This is a genomic window from Dyadobacter sp. HNCC25DJ185, from assembly GCF_056895195.1.
The window spans coordinates 40859-55489 of record NZ_JBXHAR010000010.1 but is presented as its reverse complement, the minus strand read 5'-3'; the positions used below and the strand labels follow the sequence as shown (position 1 = coordinate 55489).

General features: G+C 46.7%; 11 protein-coding genes. 9 read left to right on the top strand and 2 right to left on the bottom strand.

Annotated features, from left to right (window positions below):
• Nucleotides 1–39: 39 nt before the first annotated feature.
• Nucleotides 40–168, bottom strand: coding sequence for a hypothetical protein (locus AC1XUF_RS25635; protein WP_483344714.1), 129 nt, complete (start codon nucleotides 166–168; stop codon nucleotides 40–42).
• A gap of 146 nt (nucleotides 169–314) precedes the next feature.
• Nucleotides 315–2921 carry a T9SS type B sorting domain-containing protein gene (locus tag AC1XUF_RS25630; protein ID WP_483344713.1) on the bottom strand — a complete coding sequence of 869 codons (2607 nt, stop codon included), beginning with the start codon at nucleotides 2919–2921 and terminating at the stop codon, nucleotides 315–317.
• Nucleotides 2922–3277: 356 nt separating this feature from the next.
• Between AC1XUF_RS25630 and AC1XUF_RS25625 the strand changes: the two genes are divergently transcribed.
• The 9 genes from AC1XUF_RS25625 to AC1XUF_RS25585 all read left to right on the top strand — a co-directional run bounded on the left by AC1XUF_RS25625 (nucleotide 3278) and on the right by AC1XUF_RS25585 (nucleotide 14541).
• Nucleotides 3278–4258, top strand: coding sequence for a matrixin family metalloprotease (locus AC1XUF_RS25625; RefSeq protein WP_483344712.1), 981 nt, complete (start codon nucleotides 3278–3280; stop codon nucleotides 4256–4258).
• Between the two features lie 7 nt (nucleotides 4259–4265).
• Nucleotides 4266–7046 carry a CHAT domain-containing protein gene (locus tag AC1XUF_RS25620; RefSeq protein ID WP_483344711.1) on the top strand — a complete coding sequence of 927 codons (2781 nt, stop codon included), beginning with the start codon at nucleotides 4266–4268 and terminating at the stop codon, nucleotides 7044–7046.
• A 1316-nt stretch (nucleotides 7047–8362) separates the two neighbouring features.
• Nucleotides 8363–8608, top strand: a complete 246-nt coding sequence (locus tag AC1XUF_RS25615) for a hypothetical protein (protein ID WP_483344710.1) — start codon at nucleotides 8363–8365, stop codon at nucleotides 8606–8608.
• A gap of 140 nt (nucleotides 8609–8748) precedes the next feature.
• Nucleotides 8749–9336 (top strand): RNA polymerase sigma factor, encoded by a 588-nt coding sequence (locus AC1XUF_RS25610; protein ID WP_483344709.1) that lies wholly within the window; start codon nucleotides 8749–8751, stop codon nucleotides 9334–9336.
• A gap of 3 nt (nucleotides 9337–9339) precedes the next feature.
• The gene (locus tag AC1XUF_RS25605; RefSeq protein ID WP_483344708.1) at nucleotides 9340–10020 is read left to right on the top strand and encodes an anti-sigma factor family protein; all 681 of its coding nucleotides are present in this window, start codon (nucleotides 9340–9342) and stop codon (nucleotides 10018–10020) included.
• Nucleotides 10021–10065: 45 nt separating this feature from the next.
• Nucleotides 10066–11241: an RNA polymerase sigma factor gene (locus AC1XUF_RS25600; RefSeq protein WP_483344707.1), complete on the top strand. Its 1176-nt coding sequence runs from the start codon at nucleotides 10066–10068 to the stop codon at nucleotides 11239–11241.
• 3 nt (nucleotides 11242–11244) lie between these two features.
• Nucleotides 11245–11886 (top strand): hypothetical protein, encoded by a 642-nt coding sequence (locus tag AC1XUF_RS25595; protein WP_483344706.1) that lies wholly within the window; start codon nucleotides 11245–11247, stop codon nucleotides 11884–11886.
• Nucleotides 11887–13350 carry a M48 family metalloprotease gene (locus tag AC1XUF_RS25590; RefSeq protein WP_483344705.1) on the top strand — a complete coding sequence of 488 codons (1464 nt, stop codon included), beginning with the start codon at nucleotides 11887–11889 and terminating at the stop codon, nucleotides 13348–13350.
• Between the two features lie 123 nt (nucleotides 13351–13473).
• On the top strand, nucleotides 13474–14541 hold the full coding sequence (locus AC1XUF_RS25585) for a hypothetical protein (RefSeq protein WP_483344704.1): 1068 nt from the start codon (nucleotides 13474–13476) through the stop codon (nucleotides 14539–14541).
• The last annotated feature ends 90 nt before the right edge of the window (nucleotides 14542–14631 follow it).

Here is a 14631-nt window from a genome sequence, read left to right as displayed (position 1 = left end):
TGCATTCCATTCACGCGGCACCGCCCTCGACTGCGCCGTTCAAGTAGCTTCCAGCACCCCCGCCAGGCCAATCCCGATGCCTTTGTCAATGCATTGCTCTTTCATTGAATCGGCTACCGAATTGGAGTCATTGTTGTTAGAAAAAAGATCTGTCAGCAAAATGCTCACAGCGTCAGGATGGGTATTCCGTATGGTATCTGCAAAGTCCGTCCGGTCATTGAACGTCTGGCCGGTACAGATTTTCTTCTCATTTTTCGCGGAAATCGCGGCGGAGCGTCCTTGGTATTTTTAGTCTGTTTTTCTATTTCGTTTATTTAGTACAGGACCATGACCATCCCTTTTACTTCGTACCGCCCGTCAACAACTAACCTATATCCGTATACGCCACTCGGTACCCTGGTTCCTTTGTACTTACCGTCCCAGGGAACCCGATAATCTGGCGCGTGATAGATACATTGTCCCCAGCGGTTATATACAAACAACTCACCTGTGGGATAGGTCTGTTTTTTCAGCGGGTCCCAGGTCTCATTTGTTCCGTCGCCGTCGGGCGTGAAAACATCCGGTAACAGATTACCGAATTGCTTCGGTATGGATCTCAAAACAATAAATGCGGAATCCACACATCCTGCTTCGCTTTGGGCATATACTGAAAAGAGGCTGTCGCTTTCGGTTACCTTCACGGTCTGCTTAACCGCCTTTTGATCAGGAAAAAGGGATACCGGCGTCCAGGAAGTGACTGTAAATTCCCCGGAGCCGCTGTTTGCCGTTAGCTCTACCAGATCACCGTTATAAATGGTGCCCGTATGGCTTGCTTCCAGGCGGAGCTCCAACGGACGGATCATGATGCGGACGGTGCGGTTCACGCTGTCGCAGCCAAACCGGCTTTGCAACATTTGCTGTATGGTGGTGTCGCTCCTGAAAAATTTCCCCTCAAATTCCACCGAATCACAGCCCATCAGGTTGACAGTCTGATCATAGGGTTTATTGGGGTACACCTGTAGCGGCACCGGATCGGTGGTCTGCACTTTCGGAATAGCGCAGGGATCCGGATTGGTCACTTCCAGCGTCACCCGGTCGCCGTGCTTAAAATCCGATGAACTAAATGTTTCGGAATGAGCACCCTGTACATTTACCCCATTGATTTTCCATTGATAAACGGGGTCGTCGACATCGTTTACACGGGACGAAAAAACGATCTCCGTACCTTCGCAGACCGCGGTAGCCGACGCGGATATCGCCGCGTTCATCGGAGGTGGCAGTGGCGGTACTGTTACCCTTACACTGTCAGTAACCTGCTGATTGCAGGCGTCTTTCACCGTGACGGTATACGTGGTAGATTGCAGCGGCGCCACTTCCGCCTCGCTGCTGGCGCTGTTGGACGGTGCCCACAAAAATGAATGTGGCTTTATGCCGAAATCTGCTGTGGCTGCAAGCTGTACCGCCTCTCCGGGACATTGCGTGACATCGGGCGTCGCCAAGACCGACGTCATTTCGAGTGTCCGCCCTTCGATGGTTGTAACAAAAGGCCCTATCCCCTGCACGCAGGACGATTCGCATCCTGCAGGCCCCATACACCCCCGCAGAATGGACATGTTAAATTTGACATAGGAGAGTTCACAGCTCGCCTTGATGCAGTCATTAAAGCTTGCAACAATATTCTGATTGCCCCCAGTTGTGCCGGGAGACGCGGGGAGCCCTAGGGTTTGCCAGATAATGTCTTGCCCGCATTCCCGGTCCCCAAAGCCATAAATGATCCGCATTTTGTCGCGGGTACAGGGCGCGATGGTCAGGAACATGTCGAGAAGATAGGTGTTTGTAACGGTGATGTACGGCGGGACGGGTACCATCCAGCTGTAGCTGCATCCTTTGTTGAACTCATAGGTGCAATTGGCGCTATTGTACGAATTCATCACATTGGCAGGGGAATAAACACCGTCCGGACCGACCACAAGGGGATCTATCACGACCTTCCCTTTTTTTAGCAGCGTCCGCAGCATGCCTGCATCTACAGTCATACCTAAGCGGCTGCCTTGGACAGCATAACGGAGATAAGCGACGTTTTCCGGCTCGCTTTCCGCATAAAGAACCGCCTGCCCTACCCTCGCCATCAGCTTATTTTGAACCTTGTAGTCCACCTCACCCACCGCGGATTTCTGCCCTGGGGCAGCCACGAAAGTGAAACTGCCGTTTTGCGATGACTGGAAAGTGTCGGTAAAAAGATAGCTGTCAAAACCGCCGAAACGCCATTCCCGGATGATCAGGTTCGTCTTGATCCTGCCTCTTAAAACGCGCATTTCGGCATCTACGCCAGGAAAGATATTCCTGACGAATACGCCATCGTCCCCGGCGGTGTAATGGTCCCAATTGGCCTCTGCAAGTAATTTCACTTTTTTTCCATCGGCACCGAACAATCTCCAGTCATTAAAAAACACCTGCCCGGCAGCGGTTTTCATGTATGATTTCCTGGTTTTAAGATCGAAACCAACAGGCTCCGGCTGGTGGGAGGCTTCGAGCAACCCATTGCCCCGGTTGTCGAGCCTGCCGTCCAGGATTAGCCACTGACCATTTTTTTTATAATGGATCGGACCGTACGATCCTTGAGAAAAAACTTTCCCGGGGGTATCCGCGTCCACGTAAAACCGGGTGGTTTCCGTCCGTTTTTCTATGATCTCCGTTACATTACCCGGAGGCTGTTCTTTTGCCATGTAGCCGGCATCCGGGTGGGCAGCATACCGCGCATTTTTTGTCATCCAATGTCCGGTGACCGGCTTTTGCTTCCGGCTAAAATGGTCCAGGTTCAGTTCAGCGGCATCCGTTTTTTGGATAAAATCCGGCTTCGGCACCGGCATTGCTTCAAACTGCGCCAGGCATCGGGCCCAGCAGAAAATGAGAAAGCCGACATTCGCAAATTTGATTTTCATGTGTGCCTCAGGCTGATTTTTTTTGATAGAGTCGAAATTATGTGTTGATACCGGCCCTCAGGCACGAGGTAAAAGCTTTGCTACGGCCGTGTCGTCCGCAGGATGAATCCCATACATTTGCTGGAAGGTAACTGCCAAAAGGAAGTTTCAGCCGCTGCAGGCCGGGTCGCGGCCGTATTAATTCCAGCCGATCTTAAAAGGTAACATGGAAAAAATCAGGAATTAGCCCTGATATGCGTCGGCGCGCCGGAATTGCCGGTTTCTCTCTTGTAGAAATATTTTATTTTTCTAATCTCGTTTGCAAATGTTTTTATTTCAGATATTTAATTCGTAAAAACTCCCCCTTACTCAACAAAATGAAGAAACTTCTACGCATCGCGTTCGCGGCCCTTTGTGTGTGGGGTTGCCAAAGTGTCCCCGAGCCTGCAGTCAAATCCTATTACATCAGTGCCGCGCCAAATGATCCTGGTAAACGCCTGGAAGCCTGCGCATTCCGTTACAAGGTCGAGAATTCCTTCAGCAAGCTGGATAACACGCTTCAGCAGAAGGCGATCAGGGCAGCATTCGATCTCTGGCAGCATGCCGATCCCAACATTCTTTTTCTGCAGAAGCAGGACGCTCTCAAAACAGAACTGACCATCCGGTTTGAGCAACCGTCGGCGGAGCAAAAACAGGAGATCTCCCCCATTGGCCTGATCCGTGGAAACCTTACTACTTTATCGTCAGGCAGAAAAGAAAACGGTGCCTATATTATTTCTCTTGACGACAGCTTTGTATGGGACACACATGCGCTGACCCGGGTAGTTGCCTACCACATCGGTAAATTCCTGGGGCTGAACGATTCCGAGCAAACCGGCTCTTTTCTGAACCGCATTTATGTTGAGCAGGCGTTAAGCTTATCAAAGGATGACTCCCTGACATTGAACGCGCTGTATTCGAAACCGTGCGTGGGAGATTGTAACACGTATCTGCCTCTTTCCTTACCTGTAGGGGGATTCGTGACCAAGAGTATCCGCATCGACAAGCCCGGTAAAATTACGATCACTGCATCCAACCGTATGAGAGTTGGCTTTTGGGTTGGCTGGAGTACCCCGGAAGGACTAGAGAATGGGCTGTTCAACTTTCCTATTGGCGACTACAGCCTGGACCGGTCCATCAATCACGCTGCCCTCATTTACAAGGTCAACAATGACCAGAACTGGCGGACTTGCGGGAAGGCCTGTGAGTTCGAAACCGACGGCGTGAGCCAGTGTATCGACATCCTGTTTGCGATCAACGACAATGATTTATCCGATGACTACGGAGCATACGACATCGTGATGGATTACAAGAAATAGTCATGCTATGAGACGCTGCTTTGTTGTGCTGCTGGGCTTCCTTATGGGCATTTCTTATCCGCTTCTTGGCCAAAAAGAGCTGTCGGACAAGTATTGGCAAAAAGCGGAAAAACTGGCTATCAAAGGCAAAAATGAAGAAAGCCTTAGATTTTACGAGAAGGCTTTTGATCTGATTAAGGACATTGATCCATTTCGCGCGGCTAATTTGTGCAATGATATGAGTAGCGCGCACTTTGCCGGCGGCCATTACAATATAAGCATTCGTTATTGTTACGAAGGACTCTCTTATCTTAAAAAGCAAACGCGGGCACCGGATTCCCTTTATTTCAAACTCTACACCAGTTTGGCAACCATGCATAATGCACTGGAGCGGGCTGACTCTTCCTATTATTACTTTCAGGCAGCAGACGAGGTTCTGATCAAAAATCCAGTTGTTGAAAAGCAAATTCCACTTTATGTATTACATCACTATCTACATCAGGGAAGGGCCGTATGGCTTTTACACCGCTATCACCAAAGTATTAGTTATTTTACAAAGGCAAAGACATTATCTGAAAAATATAAGCTTTATGGTGAAAACGACTACATCGAAAGTAGTCTTGCAGAGGTTTATGATTTGTTGGGAGAACATCATAAAGCCCTTAAGTATCGCTATATAGCAATTAAGCATCCGTCCTCTGACTTCAATCGAAAGCAGTTATTGTATTCAGGGATCAGTTACACATATGAAAAACTAAATATGCCAGATAGCGCTTTGTTCTGGCAAAAAAAATCTTGGGCGACTCATTTGCAACAACCGAAACATACTTCACAATATAAAAAGCAACACGTAGAACTTCTATTTCTTATAGGCAAGCTTTATAGAAAAATGGGATTAAATCAACAAGCCTGGACATATTTGGATCGAGCTAGTCGGTACCAGAAAAAAGAGTCGTCGAGGAATATTTTGATCATTGCACTAATTCTGATTGAAAAAGGGAATCTATCGCGCTTACGCCACGACCTGATCCATGCACAGCTTTATTTTCGTAAAGCTTTCGAAGAGATTAGCTTGTCAAGCGGGGATAGTGATGCTTCTTCCATTGATCTAGTTTATCCGCAACTCGGACTTCAGGCTTTAATTCTTCAAGCAACAACATCATTTGACAGATATAAACTATCAAATGATCCAGCACATTTGTCGGCCGCGTATAAATCTTTTGTTAATGTTATTAAATTAAAACGATCCACATACATATACGCTGCCGAAGATACTGACGAAAGGCATTTCTTATCTTTTGAAAGCCACGATCTTTTCAAGGTAGCCCTACCAATAGGATACGCATTTTACAGGTACAACCCGTCCGCTGCTGTTATGCAGGAAATCTTCAATTGGTTTGAAGAGGCAAACGCGACCTACCTCTATGATGTAATTAAAGCCAAAAAGATCCACTATCAAAAGTTATCTCCTAGCGTAATTGAACAGGAGCAAATGCTCCTTCAAAAACGGGCAGCACTGGCCAGTCTTCCAAATCGCGGTTCCAATTCAATAAAAAAAGAGTTGAACGATCTCAGAATTCAATTATATAATCTTCAAAAAAAAATAAAAAAGGAACATCCTTCGATATATAACATTAAAAATGAATCCATACAATTTGAACGGGTTCAACAAATGCTTGGAAAAGAGTCCGCTTTTATTTCCTACAAATGGTTTGACGAGCAGTTATATGCTTTTGTAGTTACGAGGGAAAAGTGTAACCTACTTTTCTGGCCAGTAAAAAGGACGTTACTAAATTCATATTTATCCGACCTTCATCACGAATTAAAAAACAATCCTGGGTTTGGAAATTATAAAGGTTCACCCTCCGCTGTTGGCTGCTATAAAATACTTTTTGAGCCATTAAAAAAATGGATTTCTGCTAGGAAACGTATCGTGATCGCCAGGGATTGGCAGTTCAATTTCCTGCCTTTTGAAATCCTCGAAACAGGATCGAAAAACCATGATTTTCTTGCAAAAGATTTTGCAATCTCCTATACTTACTCAGCCGCATATTTCTGGCAACATCCCTTTCAGGCCACCAGCAAAGCAAGGACCAGTCTGACAATTGCTCCGTTTGTTAGAGAGCAGCCATTGTCGGATACAACTTGGACCGCTGTTTCTAGTCTTGCAAGCATTCTCAAACTAGGTGGTGAAAATCTTTGGGGCAGCAGGGCGACCAAACAACAGGTTCTCAAAACAGGGCTGGATTATGACATTCTCCATTTTGACACACATGCTTATTCGGCCGATGACAATCCAAATGATTCTTTTATTCAGTTATTTCCCGGAATCGACAGCCGTTTGTATCTAAATGAAATCTATGCACTCCCATTACAGTCTACCCGGTTGGTCGTATTGAGTGCCTGCTCTGCAGGAATGGGAAAAAATCTACAGGGAGAAGGAAATATTTCACTGGCTCATGCGATTGCTCAGGCTGGATGCCCTTCGGTGATCACAACAATTTGGGAAGCTAATGACGAGGTTACCAATTATTTGACGCGAAGGTTGCATACCCACCTGAATGAAGGGCTTGCCCTTGATCAGGCATTACAAAAATCCAGACTGGACTTCTTTAATAATAATGATTTCAAGCAGTATGCACATCCCTACTATTGGGCAAATCTGACTTTGATAGGTAACAACGAACCTGTTTATGCAAAACCTGAATTTTTTTTTACGTCAAGTTCAATAGTAGTCATGTTAATGATCTCTTTAGCGGTAGTAGCTATAATAATTTTAATCAAAAAGAAAGGCCACATCATGATGTAACGTGGCTTTCCGAACGCCTTTACGTTTATTTGCAGCTAGACAATCCAGTACAGTCAGATTTCGGCGATTGTTCGTCCTCAACCGATATTTTAGAAGCATTGTCTTCCAGATTTACTTTCATTTCCGAACATCTGGAAGATGGCATGGTAAAGAGAAGGAAGTTTTCATAAAAATTTAGTTGTTATTGCCTTAGTTGACAATTAACCAGCATATCAAACTCATATTGAATATGGTATATAAAAATACAGGGCGTACCAAAACTGATGCACCCTATCAGAACTCTTTGCCTAATCAGTGGCAGTTAGGTAAACCTGTACAGCCAGATTTTGGAGGTTGTTCATCCTCGACCGAAATTTTAGAGGCATTGTCCTCCGGATCTACTTTCATTTCGGAACATCCGGAAGCTAACAGAGTAAGAACAAAGAAAGAGAATAAGGTTTTCATAGTAATTGAGTTATACTGCCTTCGTTAACATTTGAACTAATATATAAACTTATATTCAATATCGTACACAAAAAATGAATGGCGCACCAAAACTGTCGCACCCTAATTTGAAACCTTTGCCTTAATCAGTTGCAATTAGGTAATCCCGTGCAATGCGATTTCGGAGGTTGTTCATCCTCCGCAGCCATTTTGGCTGCATTGGTTTCTGGTGCAATTTCTTTTTCGGAGCAACTTGATGCTAGTGCGGCGAGCAACAGGAATGAGAATAGAGTTTTCATTTTAGTTAGAGTTAGATACTACCTTCGTTGGCAGATGAAGTAATATACAAAACTTGTATTCCAAATAACATAAAGTAAAATAAAAGCAGCATTAAAATTGGCGCGGCTTTCTCTCCGATTTCACTTACAGTTTAGTAACCCGCTGCAATTTGAGTTCGGTGATTGTTCGTACTCGACCGAAATTTTAGAGGCATTGTCTTCCGGATTTACTTTCATTTCTAAACATCCGAAAGCTAACAGTGCGAGAACAAAAAGGAGAATAAAGTTTTCATAAAATCCAGTTACCACTGCCTTCGTTGACAGTCGAACTAATGTACAAACTCATATTCAATCTAGTGCATAAAAATATAGGGCCCACCAAAACTGATGCGCCCTATCAGAAATCTTTGACTCAATCAATGGCAGTCAGGCAAGCCTGTGCAACCAGATTTCGGAGGTTGTTCATCCTCCGCGGCCATTTTGGCTGCATTGGTTTCTGGCGCAATTTCTTTTTCGGAGCAACTTGATGCTAATACGGCGAGCAACAGGAATGAGAAAACAGTTTTCATCTTGGTACGATTTAGATACTGCCGTTGTTGGCAGATGAGGTAAGATATGAAACTCTTATTCAACACCGTAGACCGTAAAATAAAAGCCGCATCAAAATTGGCGCGGCTTTCTATCAAATTTCACTTGCAATTAGGCAACCCACTGCAGTTTGATTTCGGAGGTTGTTCATCCTCCGCAGCCATTTTGGCTGCATTGGTTTCTGGCGCAATTTCTTTTTCGGAGCAGCTTGATGCTAATACGGCGAGCAACAGGAATGAGAATAGAGTTTTCATCTTACGTTCTTTTTTATGAGCCCCTTCGTTGGCAGCTCGAACGTCAAGTGGAAATGGGATCTGACATTGCCCCCGGTTCTGGGCAAAAACTTTTGAAAAGAATTCGTTACTTTTTTTTAAGCCGCAGGTATCAATCAGTAAACAGGCCCAACGCTACTTATGAAGGATTTTACAGATCGCGAAATTGTGGATGCCATACTGACGCGCGAGAACTCGGCTGTCAATGAAGCAGCGAAGCAACTCTATCATCAGCACCATAAAATGATCACGCAATTTGTCTGCACCCACGGCGGTACCCGGGCCGACGCGCAGGACCTTTTCCAGGAGGTAATCGTCGCTTTCCTTGATAATGTTTGGACAGGGACTTTCAAATGGGATGCAAAGGCAAAAGTGGGCACCTATATGTACAAGATTGGGCAAAACCTGTGGTACAAAAAAATCAGGTCGGGCAAATCGACTTTTGAACGCGAACAAAATTATTCGAAGGATTTGGAAGAATCGACGCCCGATGACCCCAATCCTTTGGACCTGATGATCTCGGCCGATGAAGAAAGAACAAGCCTGTCCATTTTTCAAAGATTGTCCGAAGATGCCCAGAAAATGCTGAAAGCGTTTTATTACGACAAGCTGAGCTTCAAGGAAATTGCCGTCGCATTGGGATACCCTACCGACAATGCGGCAAAAATGCAGAAAAGTAGGTTTATGCGGGAACTAGGTAACTTAATGAAACAACCAAAAGCACTATAATCCATGGAAAGGCCAACCGACAAGACAGAGGTACAAGAATGGATCGAGCGATATTTAATGGGCGACATGTCGCCGGAAGAAATCCTTTTTTTCGAAAACGAGCAAAAAAAAGATCCCGATCTGACACACCAAATGGCACATCTCAAAAGTCTGCACCAACTCATGCAGGAAGCATTTCTTCAGGAAGAAGCGCTCGGTACAATCCGGCAGCTCCAGGCCAGGGAACGCCTGCGATTGAAAACCTTCACAGTTATACGTTACATGGCGGTCGCGGCGGCGGCTTGTATCGTGTTTGCTACCTATCTGACACTGAGCACGGTCCGCTTCCCGGATTCTGAAAACGATTTCACTGTAGTGCGAGGGGCCAGAAAATCCACCATGTCCCCGGCACAGCGTGTCATTTTCGATGAGTTTTTCGAAGGACAGGCGCATATTGTAGAAGGGCAGTATGTATTGGCTGTCCGGAATTTCGAGAATGTTCTCGAATCGGAAGACCTTCGCCCCTACTTCCGGGAGGCTGCGGAATGGCACCTCATTGTGGCCTACCTCAAAAGCGGGGACCTTTCGCGTGCCGAAAACCTCTACATGCGGTTTGATCATTGCATCGATTGCGAGTACCACGTCGGCTCCATCAACCGCTGGAAAATATGGTGGCAGATCCACATGCAGAAACTGACCTCCTGACGCCCAGCAGTCCAACTCTCCCTATCGATAACTCCCCTTCACATCATGCTATTCTGGAAACGTTCCAATGAGACCCTGGCCAAGCTTTTCCAGGGAACCCCTCTCCATTCCATTGCACTTTTATCCGACAGGGTCTCAGAAATTTTTGCAGACAACATCTCAGAGGCGATCCGCAAATCACGGCTGGAACAACACAACAGCGGAAACGCATTGCTGAAAGAAACCATCAATGAACTTACTTCCCTGCTCAGAAGTCAGCGCGATAAATGGGAAACCTGGAAACAGGCCGACGTCATGCGTCTGCTCCCGAAACTGACCGCCGCTACCCAATGGAAATTGCAGATCAGGGGATACCGCTACACCAAGGAGGAAACTTCCAGACTTGCTGAAGAAGGTATGCTTGTGTTGCCGGCACTTGAAGAGACGCTGGCCGCTTTCAAAAACGACAGGCAGGAGTCACAAGCTAAAAAGCTGGCCGTGAAGCACCTGCATTCCCGGGCGGAACATTCCGAAGTAACGGAGCGGGCCCTCAGGTGTGTGATCACCCATCTGCGAAACCCTGATAAATTCAACCAAACCATTTTTGCCTGGAACCGGAAGCATGAATTAAAATTGAAACTGCCCGTGATAGAAAGGTATCTCTATGAACAGCTAGCCCTGTTTGCCTACATGGCCAAGGGCGATTCGAATGCGCTGCCGGTGAGGGAAATAGAAATAAGGCTCCGCAGGTATATCGAACACAGGATTGGAAATGAAGAGAAAGACCAGATCGCCAGCGACATCATTCAAAACACTTTCCTCACTTTTCTGGACAACCGGAAAACATACCAGCAGAAAAGTTTTTACGTAGATAAAGCGCTTCATTCTTACTTTACCGATATTGTAAGAGATAGAAAAGAGATCCGAAAATACCATCTGGGGGAAAAGAGGAAGGACAAAGATGTATCGCCGGACGATTTCTCAGAGCCTGAACGGGACGAAGGCCTCTCCGAAATCATCCGGATTTTGAAACATTGCCTGAAGATACAGGACGACAAATGCCGGATGATGTTTGAAAAAAGGTTCTTTGGCGATTATGCAGACACGTTGTCCTATGAAGCCGTGGCCGAGCTTCTGCATGAACCCGTGCGGACGGTCGAAAATCGTGGACCTGTCTGTAACGGACGCTTGAAGTCATGTGTAGTTGAAAACTCAAATCAGCGGGGCCTGCGCCCTTATTAATATATGGATGAATCCCTGAGAACCCAGCTGATCCTTGCAGCAAGGGCTGGAAAACTGACCGAGGAACAATACCAGATCTATCTGCAATTGCTGGAAGACGATGAAGAATTCCGCGAGGAAGTTGAGTGGGAAGATTTTCTGGAAGATGCCCTGCCCGTCAGCATGGAAGCCGAGCTCTACGAGGCTTCCGAGAAAAGGGCGTTTCCCGGGCCGAAAAATGTGTTTCAGCGGTACAGCTATGCGATCACAGCGAGTGCTGCGCTGCTGTTGCTGGCCGGGGGTATGGTGTTTTATTTCGGATTGCGGCAGAGTGACCCCGAACTGGTCGGTTCAAGGAAAATCGATCTGTACAACGGCGACAACAGGACCGACGGCCAGCTGGGTTATTCAGAAGGCGACCTTCCGGCTGGAGAGCTCGTTCTGAAATGGTGGAAATCGGAAGATCAGCAGGACAGGATCAGCTACCGTTTTTGCAATGATACCTTACAGCTTTACTTTCGGGAACCGGCCGATACCGTTGTATTCAACAACCGTTTCAGGCTCTCGTACCTCACCCAATCGCAGCGCTATTATTTAGAGTCGAAAGACAGTGCCCGCATACGGCTTGAAAATTGCGCAGCGCAACCTAAATCACTCCTCAAATAGATGAAATTCAAACTTTTACTCACGTTCTTCACATTATTTAGCATAGCAGCATTTGCCCAGGAAGATGATAAAGCACCCTGCAACTGCGATGCGATCAACGGGAGCCAGAAAAAGTTCATTGGTGAACAGGAGGCAAACACTTTGCTGCAAAGCTACATCAGGCAGCTCGGGCCGCTCTCTAAGATCAAGCCGATTGATGACCAGTTTCTGATCAAAAGGGCTTTCTGTGATACGCCGGTATCCCAAATCTGCGAGGCAGACCTGCCAAACGGCACAAAAAAAAGTATACGCCTCATTTTATACAGCAAATTTTTCCTGGACAGGCTTAATGCCCAGAATAAGGCAACCACGCTGGTCGACAAGCAGGTACTGCTTCATGAATTAGGTCATCATGTGCTGGGTCACCATAAAAATGCCCGCAGCATCGAAGCATTACGCCTACCCTACCAACAGGAGACTCCAAATCCCAAGCTCTGGAATAAATATGGTTCATCTAACCCGATGGCCCAGGAACTGGAAGCAGATATTTATGCGGTTTGGGCTTTGTCAAAAATTGAACAAGGGTTTTCGGTTGAATCACTGATCAGAGGGCTGGATCGGGAAATGATCAAGGCTCTGGATAAATTGTCTACCGAAAGAAAAGAAGCTTTAAAAAAGGGTCCAGCGACAATTACTGCCGCAGAAAACGGAACGGTAGGCAAATACCTCGAACATCCGCTCTTCAAGGACCGGATCGAGACCATGAGGAAATTTGAGACAGAATTGAAAAAATCGGCCGGGAAAGTGGTTCCAAGAAGGTATTTCGCAGACATTGCCAGCACGGCATACCTCGACCTATGGCCCGAATCCTATGTGTATGATATCTCGCTCAGCGCGGGAACTTCCGTTACGGGCAAGACCGACTTTTCTGTTGACAAAGAGCAAACGGATGCATTCCTCTATCCGGTCAGCGAGTTCAAAAATTATCACTTCGGCCTTTCCATCGACCGCTTCCGCTGGGACCGGCCGTTGCAGACTGGTCTGGACGTGCAATGGTCCCAGCACAAATACGGCACCACCGTTCCCACCAACGACGGCTCCCGGCTGACTGAAACGTTGGCTGTCAGATACCTCACCTTTACTCCGAAATTAACCTGGAACAGTATTGGCATAAGCAGACAGCAATCCCTGCATTCATTGCGCGTGGGTTTTCTGGCGGGAATCGGTATCAATGCGCGGATACCTGCCGGAAAGATAAGCTACACCAACTATATCTCCAATGCCGTCACACCCAAGTTGTTGTTTTCCGTTGGGCCGAAAGTAACGGTCGGCGCGGCGATCATGAGAAAATCGTTTCTACCCAGGGGATTCAAGGTATTATTCAGCTATGATCCGCAATGGATACGCCTGAAAACGGACGGGGACCCCGTTGCCTGGTCGCATAACCTCGAATGCACATTGCAATATTCCCTGAAACGCTGGTAGTGCCTGTGACAGCTGCTGCCATTCATGTCCAGACATTCTCCAAATTTTTTTTTACCTAAACCTGTTACATTTCGTCAGCTGATTGGAATATATAGTCGTACATCTCAATTATTCCTCTCTATTATGATCAGATCTACCTCGTTAACAATTACCCTGGTCCTGCTGTTTTTGGTAGCCAAAGCCCAGGAAACAATCACCAATCCAAGCGTCATTTCGATGACGAAGGCAAAAATATCCAAGGACCTGATCCTGGATAAAATCAAGATAGGTCCAACCAAGTTCAACATGACAACGCCAAGCATGATTGAATTAAAAAAAGAAGGGGTTCACGAAGCAGTCGTAGATGCGATGATGCTCGCCTCGTCGCCGATGCCTGTCCTGCGCAACCAGGATATCATCGATATGAACCTCGGGGGGGTATCGAGAAATATCATTACTAAAAAAATCCAGTATTCCGATTCCGATTTCAGCCTGACCACGGAAGCACTGATCGCCATGAAAGCTGCGAAAGTTCCCGACGCCCTGGTCAAAGTAATGATGGTGCCTAAAAGGGCCGTTCAGCAAAGCACCAACCCTAACCTTGTGGCGGGTACCCTGCCGGCTCACCCGACTACCTTTCCGTTGCCTGCAAGAGGTAAGTTTGCGGAACCAGGGATCTATTATGAGGAATTTAAGAAGGGTATGCCCCAGTATGAACAGCTTGAACCTACGACCACAAATCAAACCCGGAAAGGCACGATTGGTGAAGGCCTGCTGAACCAGGCAACGAGCGGCATGTCAGGGACAACCCAGCGGGTAGGCCTGGCCAACCCCAGCGCCAACTTCGTCATAGAAGACAATCAACCGGTGTTCTACATGGTTTTCGGCGGAGCCCGGAAAAACATGAACGAAGTCGCGGAATCCATTTTTGAAGGGGTAGCCAGCCCCAATGATTTCACATTGCTGAGGGTAAAAGCGAGCAGCAGGGGAAGGGAGTTTATCATCGGCAGGGAATCCGCCTATACGAGCGAGACGGGATTCGGCGAAGGGGCGGTCCCTTTCAGGTTCAAAAAAATCAGCAACACGCTGTATAAGATTTATTTCGATCAGGACATCTCCGCAGCCGAATACGCTTTCTTTTATAACAAAGGCAGTGAATTCAGTTCGTCCATCAAGCTCTATGATTTCTCGCTTCATAACAATGTGAAATAAGCACTTATACACACACTGTCATCTTATCTCAGTCTAACTTTTCAAGCCGGTGCCCGCCAGTGCCGTACAGTGTCTCTTTGTCTCACTTTT